The following is a 25,259-nucleotide window of genomic DNA, read 5'->3' as shown; positions in this document are numbered from 1 at the left end:
GACCTGGGTCAATAGAGGTTCTGGCGGTAGTCGAGGTCGATGCCGGCGCGCATGACGCGCTCGTTCGCGACCGCACGCAGCACCCGCGCGCCGACGCCACCGGCCCTGTTCCGTTTGACATGGTCCGTCCACACCGCGGACGGCCGCGGCAGCCACGTCGGGTCGGCATGCTGCCCGACGTCCCACAGGCGAGCAGCGGCGATCCCCTCGCTCCGGCCGAGCCGTGCCCGGGAGACCTCCACCACGACGACCGCTTTGGGTGCCTTGCCGCGCTCCGCGAGCTGTTCGCGGAGCGCCGCATCGGCGCTGACGGTGGCCGTGCCGGTCAGTTCCAGTGCCCGGTCGTCGCCGGGCACGAGCACGAGAAGCGCGACCTCGGGCGTACCGACGATGTTGTGCAGCGTGTCGGTCCGACGATTCCCGGGACGGTCGGCGATGGCGACCGTGGTCGGTCCCAGCAGCCGGAGGTCGCCCGCGGGGTCGCCGCGCGGGCTGCTGTCGGCCCGGCCGTCCTCGTCCCGGGAGCTGATGACGGCGAAGGGGGCCGCGGCGAGGAACTCCGCCGCTGCGGGACCGATCGAGGCCTCGTCGGCCTCGGAGGCGCCGCTACGCGGCTCCGCCTCCTGCCACAGGCCCGAGCGGATCACCGCCTTCCCGCAGTGCAGGTAGGCCTCGTTCACGTGGAAGCCGTTGTCATCGACGGTGCCGTTGATGCGCAGCGTCTCGCGCCAGCCGGGGACGAGCATCAGGAGCGAGGCGCCACCCGCCGCGGCATCAGCGGGGACGGCCAGGTCCAGGCGGTTCGACGAGGTCGCGGCGGCGAAACCGGGGCCGCCGCCGAGCAGGCAAGTGCGTGGGACGCCGTCCCGGTCGACGTAGCCGACGACGCCCGCCGTCGAAACCGCGAGGATCGCGCGGCAGTGCTCGTCGAGGTGGTCGATGGTTTTGAGCATCATCGCCGCGACGGGCTTCCCGACCGCGTCCTCGAGTTCCGTCACCGAACCGACAGGATCCATGAGGCCAGGCTACCCTCATGCTTCACCGGGGTCCGGCCCCCGGCGGCGTTGGCTACGCTGATCCGCGTGGACGACAAACTCGTGTGGGTCGATTGTGAGATGACCGGCCTCGACCTGACCTCCGACCGACTCATCGAGATCGCCGCGCTGGTGACCGACGGGGACCTCAACATCCTGGGCGAGGGCGTGGACCTCGTGATCCATGCCGACGACGCGGCTCTCGCTGCGATGCCGCCCGTCGTGCAGGAGATGCACGCCAAGTCGGGCCTGACCGAGGAGGTCCGAGCCTCGACGGTGACCGTGCGCGAAGCCGAGGAGGCGGTGCTCGCCTACCTGCGTGAGCACATCGAGGCCGGTGCCGTTCCGCTCGCCGGCAACTCGATCGCGACGGACCGGCGGTTCATCGCCAAGGAGATGCCGGAGCTCGACGGCTTCCTGCACTACCGCATGGTGGACGTCAGTTCGATCAAGGAGCTGTGCCGCCGCTGGTACCCGCGGATCTACTTCGGCCAGCCGGACAAGGGCCTCGCGCACCGCGCGCTCGCCGACATCCGGGAATCGATCCGCGAGCTGAAGTACTACCGCAGCACCGCCTTCGTACCCGCCCCCGGCCCCTCGACCGAGCAGATCGCCGCGGCCGTCGAGGAACTCGGCCCCGCCTGAAGTCGCAGGTCGCCACACTCGGTGAGGCGGGGGCCATACCGATTGGATTCCGCTGGAACCGTCGGGTAAAGTTCTCCGAGCCTGGCGATCCCAGGCACCTGGTGGGTGTAGTTCAGTTGGTAGAGCACCAGATTGTGATTCTGGCTGTCGCGGGTTCGAGTCCCGTCATCCACCCCAAGCGGTGAAGGCCGGTCGAACAGCAGAAATGCTGATCGACCGGCCTTCGTCATTCTCTGATGAGCGCACTTCCACTACCTCGGCGGGCGAGCGGCCCAAGCCGCCACGCGCGGGCCCAGGGCGTCGACGAGTAGGAAGATTGCAACGATGCCGACCGTCAGGACTGCGACCTTGAGCGGTTCGAGGTACAGCACGTACACGGTATGGATGACGAGAACAGCCGACACCGCCGTGCACAGCAGACTCAGGACTGCGGCCACCCTGAATCCCCGACGCCGCTCGATCGCCACCATCGCTGCGAAGATGACACACAGGGCACCAGTAACCACCCATCCGTACCAGTCCCAGGTCTCGCCGAGACGGTCCCACACGCTCCCCGGATAGAGCCATCCAGGCTGGATGTCGCGCCGCGACCCGATCAGCCACGCGAGACCACGGACGACGAGTGCGACGACGGCGACCATCGCCCCCAGGCGCCACAGCCGCTCCGCGGTCACCACAGCATCACCCCTTGCGGCGGATGGCGACGGCGGCCCGCTCGAGCCCGAACGGGCCGGCTCATCACTCATGCGGAAATATTAACTGCCCACCAGCGATCATCCGACAACAAGAACCACGCGAATCTCGGGTGACGAACCCCATATGGCGGATGCATAAGGTTAGCCTTACCATTCTCACTTCAGGTACGCGTCCCGAGTGAGAGTGATCCGTTGAACGAACCACGAACCGGTCTGTACGACCCCACCCGGGAGTCGAGCGCCTGCGGCGTCGGCTTCATCACGCGCAAGGACGGCTCGCAGCACCACGACGTGATCGCTTTCGGCGAGCACGCGCTGTGCGCGATCCCCCACCGCGGCGGCATGTCCGCCGAGGGCGTCGGCGACGGGGCCGGGATCAATGTGGACCTGTCCGTGGAGTTCTTCAGCGCGATCACTGGCCGACAGCTCGAGCGCGGGCGGTTCGGCGTCGCCAACCTGTTCCTGCCGTCCGACCCGGATCAGGGCGAATCGGCCCGCGGGGTCGTGCGCGCGACACTGGCGGAGCACGGCTTCGAGGTGATCGCAGAGCGGGACGTCCCCGTCGACCCGGCCGTGATCCGCGCCGCCGCACTGCCCTATCAGCTGCCGATCACGCAGTGGGTATTCACCACGAACGATTCTCGGGAGGAGTCGGATCGCGCCGCGCATGCGGCCCTCCTGGCGATCGAGAGCATCGCCTACGGCTCCCCCGAACTCGACGGGCTGTATCCGCTCTCGGTGAGCACGCGCACGCAGACGCTCAAGGGGAGGCTCAACGCCGACGAGGTGATCCGCTACTTCTCCGACCTGACCGACCCCCGGCACTCCGTCTGCACCCTGTACTTCCACACCCGGTTCTCCACCAACACGGAACCGCACCCGTCGATGGCGCAGCCATTCCGGCTGATGGCCCACAACGGCGAGCTCAACACCGACCGGAAGAACCGCCTCGCCGACGACGCTGTCGCGCGGGCCGAAGCGCGCACGATCGTCCGCCCGCCCGGCCAGTCGGACTCGAGCCGACTCGACCAGTCCCTGCAGAGCCGCGTCTTCGACGACGGGCTGGACCTCGTGGAGGCCGTCGTCTCGCTCATGCCACCCGCATGGGAGAACGACGGCTCGGTTCCCGCGCCCGTGCGGGACATGCTCGAGTACTTCTCGCTGAGCGAGGAGAAGAACGACGGCCCCGCCGCCCTCATCTTCTCCGACGGTGACGTGGTCGGAGCCCGGCTGGACCGGCTCGGTCTCCGTCCGCTGCGCACCGTCGAGACCGAGGACTACGTGGTGGTCGCGTCGGAGGCCGGGCAGGTTCCGTTCCCCGCGGAGTCGGTGGTCCACCGCGGTCGCATCGAGGCCGGCGGCATGCTCTACGTGGACCATCGCGCCGGCGACGGCCGCGTCCGCCGCACCCGCGAGGCGCTCGACCTGCTGGCGGCGCGCCGGGACTACACTGACCTCCTCGCCGCCGCACGGGTCGACCTGTCCGACATCGATGCCCCGGAGATCCAGAGGGACACCGACACTCTCGGGTACCCGGGTGATCTCACCCTGCACGGCCGGTACGTGGCCTACTCCCTCAATCAGGAGAGCTTCCGCTTCCTCCTCGATCCCATGCTCGCCGACGGCGCGGAGCGGATCTCGGCGATGGGGTACGGCAACGCGATCAACGCCCTGTCGGACCACGAGGGCGGCATGGCGAAGTACTTCTCCCAGCGCTTCGCACAGGTGACCAACCCGCCCCTGGACTCCATCCGCGAGGCCGATGCGATGAGCATGCGCGTCGCTCTTGGCAACTCGGAGCACGGTCACGCCGATCCCCAGATCGTGGTGTCAACGCCGATCCTCGGCCACCTGGACATGGTCAAGCTGCGGGATCAACGACTGACACCCGTGCAGCACTTCGACCTGCTCTATCGGCCGGACCCCGAGGACGCCGCGGGCAACGCCGACGCGGTGCTCACGGCGATCGAGGACCTGTGCGACCGGATCGAGACCTTCGCCCGCGACGGGGGCGGCATCGCCGTGCTCTCCGATCGCGGCGTCTCGTCCGAGCAGGCGCCGCTGCCGCTGCTGCTCGCGCTCGCCGCGGCCGACGTCCGCCTGACGGAGACCGGTCTGCGCCTGCGTCTGTCCCTCATCGCCGAGAGCGGGCAGCTCCCGTCCTCGCACCACATCGCGTCGGCGCTGGGGTTCGGAGCGTCTGCGGTGTACTCGCTCTCCGCGCGGCTGCGCGCGGAGGAGAAGTTCCCCTCGGCCGCGGCACCCGCGACGGAATTGACCGAGACCGACCACGCCTTCGACCGGTTCCGCAAGGCGGCGGAGAAGTCGCTCGCGAAAACCATGGGCCGCGTGGGACTGTGCACCGCCGAGTCGTACATCGGCGGGCAGTTCTTCGAACCGAACTACCTGGACACCCGGGATCCGGTCCTGGCACGCTACTTCCCGCACCTGGACGCGCCGGTCGGCGGCGTCGGCTTCGCGCGCATCGCGCAGGCGAACAGCGACTGGCACGACCGCGCGGTCTCCGTCACGGAGGAGCGCGAGGTTCCGCTGCTCGGGCTGTTCAAGGAACGCTCGGACGGTGCCGGGCACTCCTACGGCATCAACGCCGTCCGCGGATTCACCCGCATGGCCGAGGAGCCCCTCGCGCTGACCGGACCCGACGGCATCGGATCCACGTCGCTGCGATTGCTCACGCTCTCGCGCCTCGACGACGCCTTCGGACTCGACGACGCCGCGTACCGCAACAGCGGTTTCAAGGCACTCCTCCCGCGGCAGATCGACGGGTTCGAGATCACCGACGGCTACCGCGACTTCCTCGCCGCCACCCTCGTCGAGCGGGAGCGCCGGCCGTCCGCGCTGCGCGACGTCCTCGCGCTCCCCGCCGATGTGACCATGCTGACCACGGCGCAGGAGTTCCACCGCGAACTCGCCCGGTTCTCCCTGGCCGGCAACGCGAGCCTGCCGACCCGCGGGTTGGCGGTGAGCACCCCGGCCGAGGGACGGTTCATCGTCCACCTCACCGGGACTCCCGAGAACGACGCGGAGTCCGCGTACGCGGGATTCGCGTCGTTCCTGGAATCGGCCTTCCCCGAGGAGGTCACGGTCCGTGCGACCGCGACCGAAGCCGAGATCACGGCGACGGGGCGCGCTCACACCTACCTCACGCTGCTCGGCGCGGCTCCTCCGTCGTTGGGGCTCGACGAGGTGCAGCCCGCCCACGAGATCACCCGAACGCTGGCATCGGGCGCGATGAGCCACGGCGCGCTGGTCGCGTCAGCGCACGAGGCCGTCGCCCACGGCACCAACATGGTGGGCGGCATGTCGAACTGCGGCGAGGGCGGCGAGCACCGCACCCGGTACGGCACCATCCGCGGATCGCGGATCAAGCAGTTCGCGTCGGGGCGTTTCGGCATCTGGACGGGGTATCTCGCCGACCCGATGCTGCAGGAGCTGGAGATCAAGATCGGCCAGGGCGCCAAGCCCGGCGAGGGCGGGCAGTTGCCCGGCCCGAAGGTCACCGTCGACATCGCCGCGGCCCGCGGCGGCACCCCCGGGATCGAGCTGATCTCTCCCCCACCGCATCACGACACCTACTCGATTGAGGATCTGGCGCAGCTCATCCACGACTGCAAGGCCGCTCGTGTGCGGGTGATCGTGAAGCTGGTGTCGTCCGAGGGGATCGGGACCATCGCTGTGGGTGTGGCCAAGGCGGGCGCCGACGTCATCAACGTGGCCGGCAACACCGGCGGTACCGGTGCGGCGGCCGTCACCAGCCTCAAGTACGCCGGTCGTTCCGCGGAGATCGGCGTGGCCGAGGTGCATCAGGCGCTGGTCGCGAACGGCCTGCGCGAGAAGGTGACCCTCCGCTGCTCGGGCGCGCACCAGACCGGCGGTGACGTCGTGGTCTCGGCGCTCCTCGGCGGCGACTCGTTCGAGTTCGGTACCACCGCCCTGATGATGCTCAAGTGCGTCATGGCCAAGAACTGCAACCTCAAGTGTCCGGCCGGGCTCACCACCAACCCCGAGGCCTTCGACGGTGACCCGCGCGCGCTGGCGCAGTACCTGCTGAACGTGGCGCACGACGTCCGCGCGATCCTGGCGCGCCTGGGACTGCGGTCGCTCCGCGAGGCCCGCGGCCGCACCGATCTCCTTCAGCTCCTGGAACATCCGGCAGCAGTGGGCGATCTGGACGTGCGGGCGATGCTGCACGCGCCCGCACCGCGCACCGTCGCCGAACCGGTGTACCTGGAGAAGGACTACGCGGTGGACGACCGGCTCCTGGCCGAGGTCCGGGAGCGGCTGTTCTCCGGTGACGCCGAGGCCGTCTCCGTCTCCGACGTGGCCCTGTCGAACCCGAACAAGTCGGTGGGTGGCCAGCTCGCGATCGACCTGGAACGCGCGCTCAACCACCCGGACGCCGACCCGCGGGGCGCGTTCGATCGCGAGGCGATCCCGGCGGGGCACCCCGCGGTGCTCACCGACGAGCGCGGACGTCGCTTCCTCGCCGACGGTGCCGTCCGCATCCGCACGCACGGCAGCGCCGGGCAGTCCTTCGGCGTGTTCTGCACCGACGGCATGGACCTGCAGCACACCGGCACCGCCAACGACGGAGTCGGGAAGAGCCAGTGCGGCGGCCGCATCGTGGTGCGATCGCCCGGCGGCGGCGGAGCCGAGCCCGGCGCGAACGTCCTGATCGGCAACTTCGCACTGTTCGGAGCCACCGGCGGCCGCACCTTCGTGCAAGGAGAGGCCGGCGACCGGTTCGCCGTCCGGAACTCGGGCGCGACCGCTGTGGTCGAGGGCGTCGGCGAATACTGCTGCGAGTACATGACCGGCGGCGCGGTGCTCAACCTCGGCGGATTCGGCAAGGGCCTGGGCAACGGCATGAGCGGCGGATTCGTCTACCAGTACGACCCGTCCGGCACCGTCGCGCGGGCCGCGAGCGACTCGCTGCACCTGAGCCCGGTCGTCGGCGCGGAGACTCCGCGCTTCCACGAGGCGGCCGCGCACGCCATGCTGACCTGGCACGCCGAGGCGACCGGATCGCCGCTCGCCGCCGAACTCCTCGCGGCGTGGTCGACGACCCGCGAACACCTCGTCGTGGGAACCCCGGTCGCGCTGTTGCACTACCAGGACGCCGACCGGATCTGGGCGGCGCACGGCCGCAAGGAACTCCTCGACGAGCTCGCGGGTTCGGTCGCGGCGGACCGCCTGCGTGCGTTCAAACGTTCCCTGCGCGCGGGCGCCCCCGTCGGCGGCGGAACCGCGCCGCGGTTCGGCGACACCCGCTCGGCGCACGCCTTCGACCTGCTCTCCTCGTTCACGGTGCTCTCGCTGGCGCAGGAGGTCGCCGCCGAGCGCGTCTCGGGCGCAACGGGACACGACGATCCGCGGGTCTCGGCGCGCGCCCGGAACCTGGTGCTCACCGAGGACTTCGCAGTCCGGCAGCGCCTCACCAAATACCTACGCGGTCGGCTCGAGGCCTACGACGACGCCGAACTCGCGGCGCTGATCGCCACCAAACGACTCGGCGACTACACCACGTCGCTGGAGGAACGGAACGTGCTGAGCATGGACGCACCCGCCACGTACGGCTGGATCCTGCACCACCGGGCCCGCAACGCCGCGGTGCTCGACGGCGCGACGGTCAACGCCATGCTGGTCGACGGCGCGATGCCCGACCTGGTGCGGTTCGCGAAGGAGACGCTGGCATGAGCACTCCCACCTACGCTCTGCCCGAGGCGGATACGTCCGCCCTCATCGACGTCTTCACAGGAGACCAGCGAGCGTGGCTCTCGGGCTTCCTCGCCGGCCTGGCCGCGGCGCAGGCCGATGCGGCCGAGACCGCGAACGCGGCGACCCTGCACGCCACCGTGCTCTACGGCACCCAGACCGGCAACAGCGAGGACCTCGCGGACCGACTGGTCGCGCTCCTGCGGGAGAGCGGCCTCGGCGCGGACGTCGCCGCCCTCGACGACGCCGATCCGGACCGGCTGACCGGGGCGACGCACCTCCTGGTGGTCACGTCGACGTACGGCGAGGGCGAGATGCCCGACAACGCCGAGCTCTTCTGGGAGGCACTGTCCTCCGACACCGCGCCACGACTCGAGCACCTCGAGTTCTCGGTCCTCGCGCTGGGCGACAGCGGATACGAGGACTTCTGCCGTGCCGGACAGATCCTCGACACCCGGCTCGAACAGCTCGGTGCCTCGCGGCTCGCACCGCGGGTCGACTGCGATGTGGACTTCGAGGAACCGGCAACGGCCTGGCTGACGGACGTCGTCGCGCGGCTGCGCGCGCAGTCGGCGCACCTCGATCCCGACGACGCCGCGGCGGTACCGGTTCCCAGCGCGCCCGCGGCACCGTCGAAGCCCCGATCGCGATGGAACAAGAAGAACCCCTTCCCCTCCCGGCTCGTGGAGAACCGCCTCCTCTCCGCCGCAGGGAGCGCCAAGGAGATCCGCCACTTCGAGTTCGACCTGGGCGACAGCGGTATCGAGTACGCCGCGGGCGACGCCCTGAACGTGGTCCCGCGCAACGATCCGGCCCTGGTGGACGCCGTGCTCACGGCGCTCGGCGCAGCGCCGGATGCGGACGCCGACGGCGCTCCGCTGTCCAACCGGCTCACCACGGAATGGGAGATCACGACACCGTCGAAGGACCTGCTCAAGACGCTCGCCGAGCGATCTCCCCGGTCCGACCTCGCCGCCGTGCTGGCACGCGGCGAACGGGAAACGTTGGACGCGTGGCTGTGGGGCCGGGACGTCCTCGACCTCCTGCACGAATGCGAGGGTGCACGTCTCGATCCCGCGGAACTGGCCGAGCTGTTCCGCCCGCTCCAGCCGCGGGCCTACTCCATCTCGTCGAGCCCGCTGACGAGCCCCGACCGCATCCACCTCACCGTCGCGGCGGTGCGGTACGGCCGGGGCTCCGGTCGCGAGCACCGTGGCGTGTGCTCGACCTTCCTGGCCGACCGCGCGACCGACCAGGACCCGATCGGGATCCATCTCCAACCGAACGCGGCCTTCCGCGTGCCGGCCGATCCCGACCGTCCCGTGGTCATGGTCGGCCCCGGCACCGGTATCGCCCCGTTCCGCGCCTTCCTCCACGAACGCGCGGCGTCCTCGGCGCCGGGCCGCAACTGGCTGCTCTTCGGCGACCAGCACCGCGCGACCGATTTCATCTACGCCGACGAGCTCGCCGAGTTCACCGCCTCCGGGGTGCTGCACCGCCTGGACCTGGCGTTCTCGCGCGATCAGGCCGAGAAGGTCTACGTCCAGACGCGGATGCTCGAGGCGTCCGCCGAGCTGTACGGCTGGCTCGAGGACGGCGGCTACTTCTACGTGTGCGGTGACGCCTCGCGCATGGCGAAGGACGTGGACCGAGCGCTGCGGGAGGTGATCGCCTCCCAGCGGGGCCGCGGGGCCGACGACGCCGACGAGTACGTCGCGACACTCAAACGGGAGAAGCGCTACGTGCGGGACGTCTACTGATGCGGCCGCGCTCCTGCCCCGGCTGCGGCCGCGACCGGGGGCGGTGCCCCCTGCAGCGCGCACGCGGCTGCGTCAGCGTCGACGGGGCATCGGCCACCCAGGTGGCGGGCGCCTTCCCCCTGCTCGACGTCGCGATCGGCGTGACCGAGTCCATGGTCGCGACCCTCGCCCACGAGGCAAGGTACGACCGTCCCACCCAGTGCGGCGAGCCCTTCACCGTGACTCCCGGTCGTATCGCGCTGCGCTTCTCGCCCGATCGTGTCGTCGGCGCCCTCACGGACGACGACACTCCGGGCGGACCCGCCGATGCCAGCATGGTCGGCCTCACCGACCGCCGCGGCGCGGCGCTGCACCGCGCGTTCGTGACCGGAGAGTCCGATCGGATGATCGTGCGCGCGCTCGGCCACCTGGCGCCGTCCGACCCGCATCGCGCTCTGTACTTCGGGACCGCGCCCGAACCTCCCCCGTCCGGGAGCCCCGACGGGGCGGCGGCGAGCATCGACCCGATCCTGACCGGCGGCCGCGAACGACTCCGCGGGCTCTGCGCCGAGGGGAGCGAACGCTACTGCCCGATCACGCCCGACTGGGTACCGCGCATCTTCGAGTTCCTCTGCGACAGCGGCATCCCGGTCGACTTCGCCGTGGCCTCCGAGGGAGTGGCGCAGGCCTGCCGCGGCGAGATCCACGCCGCGCTGCGGGAGGGCCCGCGCCTGCTCACGGGCTTCGCCGATGCCGCGGTCGACATCGACCTCGCCCGCGTGGAGGGCTGCGCAGTGGTGCGCTCCCCCGGCCCGGCCGGCTCGGTCTCGGCGATCGAGCTGTACGACGCAGGAGGGTCGTGTTCTGCGATGTTGACGCAGTTCGGAGCGGTGAACCCCGCGGGCCGCGGCGAGTGGGAGGCGATGGCGCAGTCCCTGTGCGAGAGCGCCGTGTGAGGCGGGCGCTTCGTGTCCGACGTCACCGCCCGAAATCTGCTCGGTGCGTGCCTTGTACGCGCGCCCGTTCATGTGTCCCACCGTCCGTCGACCATCACCCGCACCGGTCGGGGCATCGTCGCCGACGGGTCACCGAGCGCCGTGACCGGCGCATCGAGAACGACTAGGTCTGCACGCCGTCCCGGCTCCAGGGAGCCCACCTCCTGCTCCTCGTGGACCAGGAACGCGCTGTCCAGGGTCATCGCCCTGATGCCGCGCTCGGGCGAGATGCGCTGGGCCTCCCCCAGCACGTCACCTCCACTCGTCAGCCGGGTGGAAGCTGTGCGAATGGTGTGCAGCGGGTCCATCGGGGTGATCGGGCAATCCGAATGGAGACCGAACCGGATCCCTAGAGCGTCAGCACGTGCCAGCGGATCCATCTCCCGTGCGCGCTCGGCACCCAGGAATCGATCGCGGTGGCGATCACCCCAGTAGTAGACGTGATTCGCGAAGAAGCTCACCCCGAGTTCCTCCGCCACGATGGCATCGAGATCGTCGGACTCGGTGACCTGACAATGCTCGATCCGGTGGCGTGCCCGCCTTCCGTCCGTGGCCTGTGCGCGCGCCAACGCGGTGATGGTCGCCCGGACTGCGGCATCGCCGTTCGCGTGCACGGCGGCCTGACCGCCCACCCGGTGCACTCGGGCGACCATGTCGTCGAGGTCCTCCTGAGCGTGCAGGAGATCGCCGCAATGCCCCGGATCGCACATGTACGGCACCCGCAGGGCGGCGGACAGTCCCTGGATGGAACCGTCGGACCAGAACTTGGCACCCGCGAGTCGGAACCGCCCACGCGAGGAGGGGCCCGGCTCGAAGCTCAGCGAACCGTCGGCGATCGCCGGCAGTGCTTGATCGCCGCACAGGAATCCCACCACGTGGACGGGGAGTCGTCCGCCGGCGGACAGGTCTCGGTACGCGGCGAGTTCCTCACTGCCGGCCATCAACCCGATGCCCAGATCGTGCAGAGTCGTGATGCCCCGTGAGCGCGCCAGCCGCAGGCTGGACAGAAGCGCCCCACGGACGCCCGCGGACGTGAGCGGAGGAACCGCGGCGACCACCCGGGAGACCGCCTCGATCTCCCATGCCAGGCCCGTCAAGCGGCCGTTCTCGTCCCGCGGAAAGCGTGGGTCATCCTGCGCCACGGTTGTTTCTGTGATTCCCGCCGCCGCCAACGCCGCACTGTTCGCGACCAGGAAGTGTGCCGATATGTGCTGCAGGATCGTCGGGCGGTCGCGAGACACGGCATCGAGTTCGTCGCGGGTCGGGTGACGCCCCTCGGCGAGCAGGGTGTCGTCGTAGCCCCATCCCCTCACCCAGCCGGGCGTCGCGAGCCGCGCGCGAAGCGCGCCCTGAATGTCTGCGATCGATCCTCGGAGCGGCGAGCGGCAGTCCACCCAGTCCTGGGTCAGGCCGGTGTACACCGGATGCACGTGCGACTCGATGAGTCCCGGGATCACCGTCGCCCCGGGGAGGTCCACTCGACGCGCCGCCGTCCCGGCCGCGCTCCCGACTTCCCGGATCGTCCCGCTCGCGACCACCCTGTCGCCGCGGACCAGGATCGCCTCCACGACGCGCGCCTCCGGATCCATCGTGTGGACCGCGTCGGCGGTCAGCAGGGTCTCCTCCGCATAGTGCGCCGTCACAGGACGTTCCCCTCGAGCACTGCAGCACGTTCCGGCGGCCGCCGCCCAGGCATCAGCTGACGCAGTCCCGGCACCGGATCAGTCGCCGGCCACACGATCCGTGAGACCAGGACCAGGAGCGCGTTCACGAGGAGGGCCGCCGCGCCGATGTTGATGCCGTTGTTCGCCAACCACGAAGAGATCGGCCCGTGACTGTCGAGGTACAACCACAGCACCAGCAGGTCCCCGACGACGAGACCGGTAGCGAGCGCCACTGGACGCAACTTCCATCCGAAGACCATGGCTGCGAAGACGACCGCCGCCTGGGTGACGCCGTAGTACGCGGTGTTGACGAGCGTGAGCAGCAGTTGCGGCGCGGCCATGGTCAGGAGGAGGGAGATCGCGAGGTAGGCGACGATCACACCGCGCACCCACGCCCGCTGGTGCGTCTCGGGAATCCCCGGGACGATGTTGCGGGAGACGATCGAGCCGATGCCGAGCGCGGAGCCGCAGAGCACGACGATGGCGCACAGTGCCGCACCGCCGGCGACGATGCCGGTCACCCAGTCCGGCAGGACGATGCGGGACAGGAGCAGCAGGGCCTCGTTCGACTTCGCGCCCTCGAGCTTGCCAGGCACCTGCGAGATCGCGGCGAAGGCGGCCGCGACGAGGAAGACGTACATGAGCATGTACAGCGGGTTGAACCGCGCGACCCGCTTGAGCGTGGCCTCCGACTTCGAGGCGAGCACCGCCTGGACCACGAACGGGAAGATGAAGAAGCCCACGGACTGGAAGACGATGGTCGTCAGCACGAACGTCAGGGACGAGCCGGTCACCGTGAAGTGCGTGTCCTTGTCGGCTCCCGCCGCGTGAGCCGCAGCGAACAGCGTCTCGGTGCCGCCCGACTTGGCGACCGCCGCCAAGCCGATGAGGACGGCCCCGAGAAGCAGCGCCGCATCCTTGACGTAGGAGACGAAGGCGGGGGCGCGGAGGCCGGACAGCAACAGGAACACCAGCGCCAGACCGGCACCAGCGAAGACCGCGATCGTCGGATCGATGGCGATTCCCAGTCCGCTGAGCGCCACCTGAAGTCCGGCGAGCTGGAGTTGCCCCCACGGGATGAGGAAGATCACCGACGAGATCGCGACGGTGAGTTCGAGACCGCGCGAACGGAAGTGCCGCCCCGCCACGTCGGGCAGCGTCATCGCTCCGTACAGCTTCCCGGCGCGCCAGAGATACGGTGTGAAGAAGTAGCCGACGGCGTAGGCCAGCAGGATGTACGCGATGAACCAGACGCCGTAGCTCGAACCGTGGGCGTACACGCCGCCGGGGAAGCCGATCAGGGTGCCGATGCTGTACGCCTCGCCGGCCCCCAGGATGAACACCAGGATCGGTCCGAAGGATCGACCGCCGACCAGGTAGTCGTCGATGTCACTCCTGCTACCCCTGCGGGACAACAGCCCTGCGGCGAGAGCGAGGCCGATGGTCAACGCGAACGTGACGATGCTCATGCCGCCTCCGCCCCGGACTCGCGGGCGGCGCGGTCGGCGGCCAGATCGGCCCGCTCGAGCTCCTCGAAATCAGCGCGATCGAAGAGGCACCAGGCGAGGTGCATGCACAACGATGTCAGTGGCATCCACAGGAACAACCAGGCGAACAAGACTGGGAATCCGAGCACGGTGAACTCGGAATCGGACAGGTACACGATGCCGCCGAGCACTCCGGCGAACGGGACACCGACGGCGAGCAGAACGCTCTTGACCTCATTGGACACGATGAAGAAGGCTCCTCGATTGGACTGACGTGCGACCGGAGGGCTGTGATACAGCCCATATCCGTCCTCGCAGTGTGCTGCAGATCATGTTGTGAAGCCACTACGATTTCCCGAAAAGAACGCGCTGAGTTCGTGGAATTCACGAACCCCGAGAACAAGGGGGCCACATGGCTGCGGCCGGTGAATCGACACAAGTACGTGCGGTGTGCCGCGCGGTCGCCGCCGAGTTCGATTCGGTGACCCAGCACGCAGTCGACAAGATCCGAGCCGAGATCACCTCGTACCACTCGATCCCGTACCGAGAGCAGTACGACTACATCCGCACCGGACTCGAAATGATGCTGGAGGCCGTGGCCAGTCCCGACGGCATCGCTCAGTTGGACTCGGGTCGCAGCCGTGACCTCGGGCGCCGCCGAGCGATGCAGGGCATCTCGCTGTCCGACGTCATCGAGACCTATCACATCGCGCTACGGGAGCTCTGGCACGAACTCCTCGCGCGCTCTCCCGAGCCGGACGCCGAGCTGATGGTCGCTGTCGGGCGCCTGTGGGACGTGGTGCATCTCGAGACGACAGCAGTAGCCGAGGGCCACAGCGAGGCCACCCGAAGCCGGCAGGCGGAGCGGGCAGGCGTGCGGCACAGGTTCTTCGCCGCGCTGACCGCAGGCGACGAGCGCTCAATGACCGACGCACGTCAGCTCGCGCAGGCCCTCGGGTTCGATCCCGACAACGAATTCAGGGCGCTCTGTGCCGATTCCGACTGGCCGGAAGCGGCGCAGGAACGACTCCAGATTTCCCTCGACGAGCTCCGTGGCGCGGCGCACTGCAGCCGGCACGACGCCGGACTCATGATCCTATGCCAGAGGGCAGCGACGCCCACGGTCGTCGCGACGGTGCGCTCGATCCGCCCCGGCGCCACCGTCGGCGTCGGACTGGAGCGGCCGAGCCTCGAACTGGCACCGTCGACCATGGACGATGCGATGCAAGCACTCAAGGCGTCGCGCGCGGGGGCGGTCACCCGCTTCGAGGACGCCTGGCTGACCGCCTCCCTCACACCCCAGCGCGAGCGACTGGCCCCGATCCTCGAGCGGGGATGGGCCGTCGCGCGGGAGAACCCGCACCTCGTCGACGCCGTCCGGGCCTACGCAGGGGCGGGTCTGTCCATCAGCGCCGCCGCCCGGTCCGTCAACCTGCACGCGAACTCGGTGACGTACCGCCTGGACCGGTGGCACACGCTGACGGGATGGGACCCGCGAACGGCGTCCGGGCTGTTGGCTTCGATCGCGGCGCTCGACCTCGCGCCCGCCGGACCGGGCCCCGCCGGGACGCCCGGCGGGTGACCTACGTCGGCTGCTTCTCCGCGAGTCGTGCCGCCTCGTCGAACTCGGCGTCGACGGCATCGTCGGGCTTGTAGGTCGCGAGGCTGACGCCGATCGCGACCACCAGGTTCGCCGCGAAGCCGGGGACGATCTCGTAGAGCTCGAAGGGCGGCCACTGACCCCAGACGAAGGCGACGACCGCACCGACGATGAGGCCCGCCAGGGCGCCCGGGGCGGTGAGCTTGCGCCAGAACAGCGCGAGGATCACGACGGGACCGAAGGACGAGCCGAAGCCGGCCCAGGCGAAGCCGACCAGCTCGAGGATGCTGTCGGACGGGTCGATCGCGAGGAGTACCGCGATCACGGCGACGACGAGCACGCCCAGCCGCCCGAGCCGCACGTAGGTCTTGTCGCTGATCTGCGCGTCGCGGCCCGACTTCTCGGCGAAGATCTTGAACAGGTCCTCGACGAGCGCCGACGAGCAGACGACGAGCTGCGAGGACACCGTCGACATGATGGCGGCGAGCACGGCCGCGAGCACCAGGCCCGCGACGAACGGGTGGAACAGGATCTGCGCGAGCACGAGGAAGACGGTCTCGGGGTCCTTCGGCGCCTTCTCGGGATGCAACGCGAAGTAGGCGATGCCGATGAACGCGGTCGAGATGGCGCCGAGCGCGGTCGCGACCATCCAGCTGATACCGAACCGCCGGGCGGTGGTCGCTTCCTGGGGCGAGCGCAGCGCCATGAACCGCACGATGATGTGCGGCTGACCGAAGTAGCCGAGACCCCACGCGGCCGCGGAGACGATACCGAGGGCGGTGCCGCCGGCGAACAGGCTGAAGAAGGTCGGGTTCACCGAATTCACGGTGTCGACGGTGACCGCCGGGCCGCCCACCTCGATGAGGGCGACGATCGGCACCGCGACCAGGGCGGCGAGCATCAGCAGGCCCTGCGCCACATCCGTGAGGGTCGCGCCGAGGAAGCCGCCGAACAGTGTGTAGACCATCGTCACGACGGCGACGATCAGCATGCCGTGGATGTACTGCACACCGAAGGTGCTGTCGAAGAATTTGCCCGCGGCCACCATCCCGCTGGAGACGTAGAACGTGAAGAAGACCAGGATGATGAGACCGCAGACGATCCGCAGGGACCGCGATCGGTCGCGCAGTCGGTGCTCGAGGAAGCTGGGGATCGTGATCGAATTGCCCGCGACCTCGGTGTACGAGCGCAGGCGCGGCGCGACGAACTTCCAGTTCAGCCACGCTCCGATCGTGAGCCCGATCGCGATCCAGGACTCGACGAGCCCCTTGGCGTAGATCGCGCCCGGAAGGCCCATCAGCAGCCAGCCGGACATGTCCGACGCGCCCGCGCTGAGTGCGGCGACCCACGGTTTGAGCCCTCGTCCCGCCAGCATGTAGTCGTCGAGGTTGTCGCGCGTCTTCCGGTACGCACTCCAACCGATGTACAACATGGCGGCGAAATACAGGGTTACTGCAATCGTCTGATAGGTCTGGTCAGACACTCGGGGGTCTCCTCAGGTCCAGGAACCGAAACTCACTGTTCGTACATGGTCTATACAACTAGCGAAATCCCATTACGGTGAACTGATCTCACTCGAAGCCAGTCATGCGGAATGGTAGGCTCGGCCACGATTTTCTGCGGCGCTTTCTTCAGGCGCCCCTCGATCACCACGACCCATACCCTAGGAGGGTTCGACCTTGACCGACGGGACGCGCATCGGTGCGGCATTGCGACGCGGATCGATCGGGGTGGTCACCTTGCTGGTGTCGGGAGCACTCCTGACACCCGCGCTCGCGTCGGGCGCGCCGACGACCCCGTCGCCGTCGCCGAAGCCGGCCGCCCCCGGCGCGTCGAGCGCTCCGGCCACGCCGAGCGCGACCCCTAAGCCCGCACCCGGCGCACCGTCGACCCCCGCGAAGCCGAGCGCGCCCACGCAGACCCCCGCCCCGAAGTCGGTGGCGCCGGGCGATCGAATCGACATCCTGCAGCGCTCCCTGGGTGGCGGCCGGTTCGAATCCTTGCAGTGCACCATGGGCTTCGCGGTGACGGCCCCGGACGGCGAGCGCCTCGGCGTGACCGCCGGTCATTGCGGCGCCCCGCAGCAGCCGGTGGGCGTCAAGAAGTGGATCGTCGGCGAGGTCGTGCAGTCGAAGGCCCCTGCGGTCAAGGAGGACCCGAACCGTCCGGGGCACTACTCCCCCGTCGACCCGTTCGGCCCCGATTGGGCGACGTTCCGCCTGACCGATCCGCAGGTGAAGCTCCTGGCGTCGGCCCCCGGCCTGGCACCGCGGTCCGTCGGAATCGCGCGCGTCGGCGATCCGGTGTGCCAGCTGGGTTCGGTGAACGGTCGTCGCTGCGGCAAGGTGACGAAGGTCGTGAACGACTGGGTCGTCGCCGACATCGTGACCACGCAGGGCGACAGCGGCGGGCCGCTCATCCGCACGTCGGACAACGCCGCGCTCGGCATCATCACCGACGCCGTCACCCTGACCGACCGCGACTCCGGCCGCGTCACGCAGCAGCTCACGCAGTACTACTCACTGAACGCGGTGCTCCGCGCGGCGGGCGGCGCGCGACTCGCGACCAACTGATCGGAGCCCGGCGACGGGCGCGATTCACTACACTGCGGCCATGACCGTCCTGGACGACCTCAAGGCACGCTTCCTGCAGCTCGGGCGGCACCGTGCGGTTTCGCGCATGGTGCGCGCCACGGTGCCGCTGGACAAGGCCGTCACCCGCATCAGCCGCGGCTCGGTGCACCTCATCCCCGAGTCCCTCCTGCCACAGCTCACGCTGACCACGGTCGGCCGACGCAGCGGGATCGCGCGCGCCGTTCCGCTGCTGTACGTGCGCGACGGCGAGGACTTCGTGGTGATCGCGTCCAACTTCGGCCAGCAGCACCACCCCGCATGGTCGTACAACCTCGAGGCGACGCCGGAGGCCGAGGTCCTGCTGGGCACCCGGCGCATCCCGGTCCGGGCACGACGGATCTCCGAGTCGGATCGGAAACGCCTGTGGCCCAGCATCGTCGCCGTCTGGCCCGCGTACGACGACTACATCGAGTGGGCCGGCGGGCGCACGATCAAGCTGTACCGGCTCACGCCTCGCTGACGAGGAATCCCGTCACGATCGCGGGGTCGACGGTGCGCGCGACCTCGGCCGCGCGCACGGGCGTCAGGTCGACGGCGCCGAACGCCCCTGCCGCGGTGGCGATCGTGAGGGTCGCGACGCCGGCACGGCGTTGGAAGAAGGTCTCCCGCGTGACGAAGCCGGTCACCCCGTCGAACTCCAGGGCGGTGCGGGTGCGGGCGACGGTGCCCGCGCCGAGGACGACGGCGTCGCCGGTGATGACAGTGCCCAGGTTGGCGTAGCGCAGGCGGGCGAGCGGAAAGGCCAGGGCGAGGACGAGGACCGCGAGCGCCGCGGGGAGGATCCACCACCCGGTGGGCTCTCCGACGACGTCGTCGCGGCGCTCCGCGAGCACCATGACGACAGCGACCGCCGCGAACGGCAGGGCGCACAGTCCTCCGCCCAACGCCGCACGGGTGTAGCGGCGACGCAGCGCCACCGGACCGTGTGCCGTCAGGGGCGTCTCCACCACGCCGGGGCGGCCCAGGATCCGGTCGGCCACCTGGACGGCCTCGGCGCGGGGCGCCGGCGGGAGCAGGGTGGGATTGCGGTCCGTGCCCGTGGCGATCGCACGCAGCTTGGCGCCGCCGGGGATCCGCATGAGGACCGGCTCGTGCAGTTGCACGCCCCGGACGCGCTTGCGCTCGATCGTCGCCGCCACCGTGGAGATCAGCCCGCGACTGGTGTGCAGCGCACCGTCGGCCCGGCGGACCAGGCGGAAGCCCCAGAAGGCGAGGACGTAGGCGAGCACGGAGATGAGGATCGAGAAGATCACGACCAGCACGACCGCGGCCGGGATCACCACGGCGGCGCCGAGATCGAGAATCTTGACGAACCAGGACTCGGCGAGCTCGGAGCCGCGCTCGCGCAGCCCCGCCTCGTCGACGATGCGGAAGCCGATGCCCGCCCCCGCCGCGACCACGGCGAAGCCGGTGAGGGAGAACGGTGCGAACCGGATCCACTCCGGCCGGAGCCGAGCCAGTTCTTCCTCCTCCTGCGCGACGGGCGCGGGTGTCGCCTCGGCACCGGTCCCGCCCGCGCCGATCACTTCCGCGGTCGCCGGTGCGGCGGTGCGGCGCAGCAGCTCCCGCCCGAGCCGCTCGGCGACGTCGGCCGGGATCGGGTCGAGGACGAGCGCGGACTCCTTGCCGCCGACACCGGTGCCGACCACCACCTTGCGGAGCTTCAGCGCCCGCTCGATGGGCCCGGCCGTCACGTCGACGCTGCGGATCCGGTCGCGCCGAGCGGTGGCGGAGACCTTCCGCACCAGGCCGTGCCGCAGCTCCAACTGATCGTCGGTGACCCGCCATCGCGTGGTGAGCCACGGCAGCAGACCCACCAGCACGCTGATTGCGACACCGGCGATCACGAAGAACACCGGGCCGGCGGCGCGCCCCAGGAAGAAGACGCCGATGAGGGCGGGGATCAGCGACGGCACCGCCTTGATCACGCGCGTACCGATGCCCCACGGCGACAGCCGGTTCCACTCGTCGTCGCCGACGCGCGCCACGCCCTCGCCGGGCCGCGTCGCCTCCTCGTCAGGTCGCGTCATCGGAGTCCTCCGCGGCGCTGACGGTGAGACCTGCGGCGATCGCCTGCGCGGTCTCCGTGGGTAGGCCCGAGATCCGTACCGTGCCCGCCGACGAGGCCGTGGTGACGGTGACCGTCGACAGGCCGAAGGACCGTTCCAGGGGCCCCGCGACGGTGTCGATCACCTGCACGCGAGAGATCGGGATGAGGACACGGGTACGGGTGAGCCATCCCGCCTGCGAGTACACCGCCACCGCGTTGATCTCCCAGCGGTGGAAGGCGTAGCGGAAGCGCGGCATCACGATCAGGTGCGCGGCGGCTGCCGCGGCCAGCACGAGGAACGCCGCGACGGCGGCGTACCAGGGGACGTCCGGGATCACCGCGAGTACCACCGTCACCAGCGGGATCACGATCACCCAGCGGATCGCGGCGCGCACGGTCCACCAGGTCTTCGCGCGCGGCGACACCTGGTGGGCCGGCTGCCTCAGCACTTCTGCGGCGCCCGCGGGGGCGGGTGTTCCGGGAAGGGTCATGCGCCCAGCTAAGCACGACTTTCCGCCTCTCTGCCAGCAGCTCCGGTTAGGGTGGCGCCGAGGAGGCACGATGACCACACACCCCGACGAGTTGGCGGGCCTGACCGGCCTGTTCACGGACCAGGAACGCGCGATCGCGGATTCGGTGCGCGCGTTGACCGCCCGCGAGGTCGAGCCCTACGTCGCCGACTGGTTCGAACGCGGCGAGATCGACGACCCCCGAGGGCTCATGCGGAAGCTCGGCACGCTGGGCCTGCTCGGCATGCACCTCGACGGCTACGGATGCGCCGGCACCACCGCCACCGAGTACGGCGTGGCCTGCCTCGAGCTGGAGGCCTGCGATTCCGGGCTGCGTTCGATGGTCTCCGTGCAGGGCTCACTCGCGATGTACGCGATCTGGAAGTGGGCGAGCGAGGAGGAGAAGCAGCGCTGGCTCCCCGGCATGGCCGCGGGCGAGCTGATCGGCTGCTTCGGGCTCACGGAGCCCGATCACGGCTCCGACCCTGCGAACATGCGAACCCGTGCGCGCCGCGACGGTGCCGACTGGATCATCGACGGCCGGAAGATGTGGATCACCAACGGCTCCCTCGCCGACGTGGCCGTGATCTGGGCGCAGACCGACGAGGGTGTACGTGGCTTCGCCGTCCCCACCGAGACCGCGGGGTTCAGCGCGAACACGATCGAGCACAAGATGTCCTTGCGTGCCTCGGTCACCGCCGAGCTCGTTCTCGACGGTGTGCGCGTTCCCGACTCGGCGGCGTTCCCCGAGGTCCGCGGGTTGCGCGGTCCCCTCTCCTGCCTGAGCGAGGCACGGTACGGGATCGTCTGGGGCGCCATGGGCGCCGCGCGGACAGCCCTCGAGTGCGCGCAGCGGTACGCGGTGGAACGCGAGCAGTTCGGCCGCCCGATCGGCGGCTTCCAGCTGACCCAGCAGAAGCTCGCCGACATGACCCTCGAGTACACGAAGGGCGTGCTGCTCGCGGTACACCTGGGCCGCCTCAAGGACGCCGGCGCACTGCGGCCCGAGCAGGTGTCGATCGGCAAGCTCAACAACGTGCGCGAGGCGATCGACATCTGCCGCACGGCGCGGACGATCCTCGGCGCGAACGGCATCTCGCTGGAGTACCCCGTGATCCGGCACGCGAACAACCTGGAGAGCGTGCTGACCTACGAGGGCACCGTGGAGATGCACACCCTGATCCTGGGCCAGAAGCTGACCGGGCAGAGCGCCTTCCAGTGAGCCGCCGATAGCTCAGAAACCGACCCTGACCAGCCGATTTCACGTTTCGCTCCACGTCTTGCTAATGTATTCCAGCACGCAGCGAGCGAGCACGCGCCATTAGCTCAATTGGCAGAGCAGCTGACTCTTAATCAGCGGGTTCGGGGTTCGAGTCCCTGATGGCGCACAATACGAAAGCCCCCTCCTTCGCGGAGGGGGCTTTCGTGCGTGTGCGGGACGATCCACGAGCCGCCTCGGCTCAGCTTCCGCTCAGGCGAGAATTGAACCTTCTAAATTTAGTGACGCTAAGTTAGTCTGGCAAACGAGCCTGGGGAGCAACCACCTCACCTGTCGCCCGCAGCGTTCTCCCCAGGCTCTCACCCAGGTCGGGACGACGGGGCCGGCGAGTCAGTCGGCGTCGTCGTCCTTACCGGCCCCGTAGCCGAGGGCCATGGCGAAGGCGATGCCCAGCGCCAGTCCGACCCCGATACCGATCGCCGGATTCCCCAGGGACGTGCCGATGCCCGCGCCGATGACGACGCCGATCGCGATGCCGAGTGCCAGCTTGTTGTAGCCCTTGTCGCCCCACGGACCGGGGGCGCGCCCACCTTCCTTGCGCGCCTCGGGCCGGGACCCGTCACCGTCGTCGCTCACACCCCGCACCGTACCGGCCGGGCCCCCGCCGCGCCCGGTAGAATCGGGAGCAATCGGTCCCGTGGACCGAATCCGACTGAGCCTTTTCTGGAGCTGAGCCATGCGCAACCGTCCCGCCGTGTATCGACGCATCCCGACGGCGGTGACGGCCTTGGCCGTCGTCGCCGCCCTGGTCGCCGGCTGCACGTCGTCGACGGGGGATGCGGCACTACCCGACGAGAGCCAGAAGATCACCGACTCGACCCCCTTCTTCGACCTCCTGCGGCCGCAGATCACCACCAGCGTCCGCAGCGGCGCGCTCGACGTCCAGCCCGGCGTCCCGGTCAAGGTCACCGCGAGCGGCGGCACGCTGACGCGGGTCGTGATGACGAACGCCGACGGCAAGGAGGTGTCCGGTGCGCTCGCCGCGGACGGACGCTCCTGGAGTAATTCCGAGCCCCTCGGCTACAACAAGACCTACAAGCTGCGCGCCGAGGCGAACGGGATCGGCGGCGTCAACGTCGCGACCGAGACCTTCAGCACGCAGTCGCCCAACAACCTGGCCCAGGCGTACTTCACCACCGCCGACAACTCGACGGTCGGGGTCGGGCAGACCGTCGGCGTGAAGTTCGACGAACGGATCGCCGACCGGATGGCCGCGCAGCGCGCGATCAGGGTGGTCACCGACCCACCGGTCGAGGGCGCCTTCTACTGGATCAGCCCGTCCGAGGTGCGCTGGCGGCCCGAGAGCTACTTCAAGCCCGGCACCAAGGTCAGCGTGGACGTGAAGATCTACGGCGTGGACCTCGGCGGCGGCACCTTCGGCCAGAAGGACGCCTCCACGCGGTTCACGGTGGGTGACGAGGTGATCACCACCGTCTCCGACAAGGACAAGATCGTCCGCGTCACGAAGAACGGCAAGGTCATCAAGACGATGCCCACGTCGATGGGCGGGCCCGGCAATGAGACGCCGAACGGCGTGTACCTCATCGGCGACCATCGCGAGAACATGATCATGGACTCGTCGACCTACGGCGTTCCGGTGAACTCCCCCAACGGCTACCGCACGCTGGTCGACTACGCGGTGCAGATGTCGTACAGCGGCATCTACCTGCACAGCGCGCCGTGGTCGGTCAACCAGCAGGGCTACACCAACGTGAGCCACGGATGCCTCAACGTGAGCACCGAGAACGCGCTCTGGTTCCTGCAGAACACCAAGCGGGGCGACATCGTCAAGGTCACCGATACCTCGGGACCCACGCTGGAGGGCACCGACGGACTAGGCGACTGGAATCTGCCGTGGTCCGTCTGGCGTGCCGGTAACGCCAAGTCCGCGGGCTAGCTCCTCGTCCGCGGCCGCCGTCGCGGCACCGACGGTGACGGCACCGTCGGCCCGCGCGACCGTGCCGGCGAACCCGGGCCGGGCCGTGCCGACGAAGGCCCGCAGCCAATCCCGGAGCACCGCGACACGGTTCCCCATTCCGGCCAGGTAGTAGAGGTGTACGGCCAACCAGCCCGCCCAGGCGACGATGCCGGTGAGGCCCGGCAGGCCGAGCGGCGGCTGGAGCACGGCGTGCGGGGTGTCGATCATCGCCATGCTGCCCTTGTCGAGGTAGCGGAAGTGCGTGCCGGGCCCCTTCTTCCCGCGGATCACGTCGGCCGCGTGGCGGCCCTGCTGCATGGCGACGGGGCTCTGTCCGGGCAACCCGTTCAGAGCGGTCATGTCGCCGAGCGCGAAGACGTCGGCCCGGCCGCCGACCGTGAGGTCGCGGTTGATGAGGAGCCGGCCGTTGCGGTCGGTCTCGCAGCCGGTGGCCTCGGCGATGACCCCGGCGAGCGGGGTGGCCTTGACTCCGGCCGACCAGACGACGGTGCCCGCGGCGATCTCGCGTTCGGCGCCGGCCCTGTCCTTGACGGTGACGACGCCGTCCTCGATGGCGGTGACGAAGGTACCGGTGTGCACCCGCACCCCGACCTTCTCCAGGGTCGCTTGGGTGTAGCCCGAGAGGGTGCCGCCGTAGACGGGCAGCACGTCGTCGGCGCCCTCGACCAGGTGGATGCGGACCTCGGCGCGGTCGTGGAAGCGGCGCGCGAGCTCGGCGACCTGGCCGGCCACCTCGACGCCCGTGGCGCCGGCCCCGACCACCACGAAGGTGCGCGCCGGGCTGTCGGCCGGTTCCCCGAAGGCGGCGCGCATCCGCTCCCGGAGATTCTCGGCGTCCTCAAGGGTCTTGAGAGCGAAGGTGCGATCGGCCCACTCGTCGTGGCCGAAGTAGGCCTGGGCGGCGCCCGCCGCGACGATCAGGTAGGTGTAGCCGATCTGCTCGATGCCCTCGTCGGTGGCATAGGTGACGACCTTGCGCTCGGCGTCGACCTCAGTGACGTAGCCGGTGACCACATCGACGGTGCGCCGGCGACGCAGCACCTCGGCGATGGGCGGCGCGATCCGCTCGCCGGTGGTCACGCCTGTCGCCACCTGATACAGCAGTGGCTGGAAGAGGTGGGTGCCGTTCGCCGAGATCACGGTGGTCTCGATGTTCGACTTCGCGAGCTGCTTCGCGGCGGCGAGGCCGCCGAATCCCGAGCCGATCACCACGACATGAGTGCTGCGCATGATCTTCCCCTCCTTCAAGACGTC

The 25,259-nt window shown here is 69.7% G+C and carries 20 protein-coding genes and 2 tRNA genes; 11 read left to right on the top strand and 11 right to left on the bottom strand.

The genetic code is table 11. The features are described from left to right. Positions 1–8: 8 nt before the first annotated feature. Entirely contained in the window at positions 9–1,016 is a 1,008-nt protein-coding gene (locus FK530_RS15425) for a pyridoxamine 5'-phosphate oxidase family protein (RefSeq protein ID WP_146487920.1), read from the bottom strand. A gap of 66 nt (positions 1,017–1,082) precedes the next feature. Here FK530_RS15425 and orn point away from each other — a divergent pair, with 66 nt between their 5' ends. Then, positions 1,083–1,679 (top strand): oligoribonuclease, encoded by a 597-nt coding sequence (gene orn, locus FK530_RS15420; protein WP_146487919.1) that lies wholly within the window; start codon positions 1,083–1,085, stop codon positions 1,677–1,679. A 101-nt stretch (positions 1,680–1,780) separates the two neighbouring features. After that, a tRNA-His gene (locus FK530_RS15415) sits at positions 1,781–1,856 on the top strand. 74 nt (positions 1,857–1,930) lie between these two features. Here FK530_RS15415 and FK530_RS15410 read toward each other — a convergent pair. Next, positions 1,931–2,425: a hypothetical protein gene (locus tag FK530_RS15410; RefSeq protein ID WP_158645112.1), complete on the bottom strand. Its 495-nt coding sequence runs from the start codon at positions 2,423–2,425 to the stop codon at positions 1,931–1,933. A gap of 141 nt (positions 2,426–2,566) precedes the next feature. On the opposite strand from FK530_RS15410, the gene FK530_RS15405 reads away from it, so the two are divergent. Genes FK530_RS15405 through FK530_RS15395 form a run of 3 tightly spaced genes read left to right on the top strand, consistent with a single transcriptional unit; the run spans position 2,567 to position 10,805 of the window. Beyond that, the gene (locus tag FK530_RS15405) at positions 2,567–8,092 is read left to right on the top strand and encodes a glutamate synthase-related protein (protein ID WP_146487917.1); all 5,526 of its coding nucleotides are present in this window, start codon (positions 2,567–2,569) and stop codon (positions 8,090–8,092) included. Then, the gene (locus FK530_RS15400) at positions 8,089–9,870 is read left to right on the top strand and encodes a sulfite reductase subunit alpha (RefSeq protein WP_146487916.1); all 1,782 of its coding nucleotides are present in this window, start codon (positions 8,089–8,091) and stop codon (positions 9,868–9,870) included. Before FK530_RS15405 ends, FK530_RS15400 begins: the two co-directional genes overlap by 4 nt. After that, positions 9,870–10,805, top strand: a complete 936-nt coding sequence (locus tag FK530_RS15395; protein WP_146487915.1) for a hypothetical protein — start codon at positions 9,870–9,872, stop codon at positions 10,803–10,805. Before FK530_RS15400 ends, FK530_RS15395 begins: the two co-directional genes overlap by 1 nt. Before the next feature lie 68 nt (positions 10,806–10,873). Here the strand turns inward: FK530_RS15395 and FK530_RS15390 are convergent, their stop codons facing one another. Genes FK530_RS15390 through FK530_RS15380 form a run of 3 tightly spaced genes read right to left on the bottom strand, consistent with a single transcriptional unit; the run spans position 10,874 to position 14,240 of the window. Beyond that, complete coding sequence (locus FK530_RS15390; protein ID WP_146487972.1) at positions 10,874–12,433, bottom strand: amidohydrolase; 1,560 nt, start codon at positions 12,431–12,433, stop codon at positions 10,874–10,876. Positions 12,434–12,483: 50 nt separating this feature from the next. Further along, positions 12,484–13,977 (bottom strand): sodium:solute symporter family protein, encoded by a 1,494-nt coding sequence (locus FK530_RS15385; RefSeq protein ID WP_146487914.1) that lies wholly within the window; start codon positions 13,975–13,977, stop codon positions 12,484–12,486. After that, on the bottom strand, positions 13,974–14,240 hold the full coding sequence (locus FK530_RS15380; RefSeq protein WP_146487913.1) for a DUF3311 domain-containing protein: 267 nt from the start codon (positions 14,238–14,240) through the stop codon (positions 13,974–13,976). Before FK530_RS15380 ends, FK530_RS15385 begins: the two co-directional genes overlap by 4 nt. Before the next feature lie 236 nt (positions 14,241–14,476). Here FK530_RS15380 and FK530_RS15375 point away from each other — a divergent pair, with 236 nt between their 5' ends. Continuing rightward, entirely contained in the window at positions 14,477–15,577 is a 1,101-nt protein-coding gene (locus FK530_RS15375; RefSeq protein ID WP_231706655.1) for a PucR family transcriptional regulator, read from the top strand. Between the two features lies 1 nt (position 15,578). On the opposite strand, the gene putP is transcribed toward FK530_RS15375, so the two are convergent. After that, positions 15,579–17,078, bottom strand: coding sequence for a sodium/proline symporter PutP (gene putP, locus FK530_RS15370; RefSeq protein ID WP_146487911.1), 1,500 nt, complete (start codon positions 17,076–17,078; stop codon positions 15,579–15,581). A gap of 180 nt (positions 17,079–17,258) precedes the next feature. Further along, on the bottom strand, positions 17,259–17,558 hold the full coding sequence (locus FK530_RS25875; RefSeq protein ID WP_158645111.1) for a hypothetical protein: 300 nt from the start codon (positions 17,556–17,558) through the stop codon (positions 17,259–17,261). Between the two features lie 49 nt (positions 17,559–17,607). On the opposite strand from FK530_RS25875, the gene FK530_RS15360 reads away from it, so the two are divergent. Together FK530_RS15360 and FK530_RS15355 are read left to right on the top strand one after the other, a co-directional pair. Beyond that, entirely contained in the window at positions 17,608–18,168 is a 561-nt protein-coding gene (locus FK530_RS15360; protein WP_158645110.1) for a chymotrypsin family serine protease, read from the top strand. Between the two features lie 40 nt (positions 18,169–18,208). Further along, positions 18,209–18,688, top strand: a complete 480-nt coding sequence (locus tag FK530_RS15355) for a nitroreductase family deazaflavin-dependent oxidoreductase (protein ID WP_146487909.1) — start codon at positions 18,209–18,211, stop codon at positions 18,686–18,688. Here the strand turns inward: FK530_RS15355 and FK530_RS15350 are convergent. Both FK530_RS15350 and FK530_RS15345 read right to left on the bottom strand, forming a co-directional pair. Next, on the bottom strand, positions 18,675–20,258 hold the full coding sequence (locus tag FK530_RS15350) for a PH domain-containing protein (RefSeq protein ID WP_146487908.1): 1,584 nt from the start codon (positions 20,256–20,258) through the stop codon (positions 18,675–18,677). The two genes, FK530_RS15355 and FK530_RS15350, sit on opposite strands and share 14 nt — an antisense overlap. After that, positions 20,245–20,769: a PH domain-containing protein gene (locus tag FK530_RS15345; RefSeq protein ID WP_146487907.1), complete on the bottom strand. Its 525-nt coding sequence runs from the start codon at positions 20,767–20,769 to the stop codon at positions 20,245–20,247. Before FK530_RS15345 ends, FK530_RS15350 begins: the two co-directional genes overlap by 14 nt. Before the next feature lie 70 nt (positions 20,770–20,839). Between FK530_RS15345 and FK530_RS15340 the strand changes: the two genes are divergently transcribed. Next, positions 20,840–22,009 carry an acyl-CoA dehydrogenase family protein gene (locus FK530_RS15340; RefSeq protein ID WP_146487906.1) on the top strand — a complete coding sequence of 390 codons (1,170 nt, stop codon included), beginning with the start codon at positions 20,840–20,842 and terminating at the stop codon, positions 22,007–22,009. A 93-nt stretch (positions 22,010–22,102) separates the two neighbouring features. After that, positions 22,103–22,175 (top strand) — tRNA-Lys (locus tag FK530_RS15335). A 221-nt stretch (positions 22,176–22,396) separates the two neighbouring features. Here FK530_RS15335 and FK530_RS15330 read toward each other — a convergent pair. Then, positions 22,397–22,642 (bottom strand): aromatic acid exporter family protein, encoded by a 246-nt coding sequence (locus FK530_RS15330; RefSeq protein WP_146487905.1) that lies wholly within the window; start codon positions 22,640–22,642, stop codon positions 22,397–22,399. A 100-nt stretch (positions 22,643–22,742) separates the two neighbouring features. Here FK530_RS15330 and FK530_RS15325 point away from each other — a divergent pair, with 100 nt between their 5' ends. Beyond that, the gene (locus FK530_RS15325; RefSeq protein ID WP_146487904.1) at positions 22,743–23,963 is read left to right on the top strand and encodes a L,D-transpeptidase; all 1,221 of its coding nucleotides are present in this window, start codon (positions 22,743–22,745) and stop codon (positions 23,961–23,963) included. Here the strand turns inward: FK530_RS15325 and FK530_RS15320 are convergent. Next, positions 23,901–25,235 carry an NAD(P)/FAD-dependent oxidoreductase gene (locus tag FK530_RS15320; RefSeq protein WP_146487903.1) on the bottom strand — a complete coding sequence of 445 codons (1,335 nt, stop codon included), beginning with the start codon at positions 25,233–25,235 and terminating at the stop codon, positions 23,901–23,903. The two genes, FK530_RS15325 and FK530_RS15320, sit on opposite strands and share 63 nt — an antisense overlap. Between the last annotated feature and the right edge of the window lie 24 nt (positions 25,236–25,259).

Origin of the sequence: Tsukamurella conjunctivitidis (assembly GCF_007858475.1) — a bacterium.
GTDB lineage: Bacteria > Actinomycetota > Actinomycetes > Mycobacteriales > Mycobacteriaceae > Tsukamurella > Tsukamurella conjunctivitidis.
Note: the sequence above shows the minus strand (reverse complement) of the source record. Positions and strands in the feature narration are given on the sequence as shown.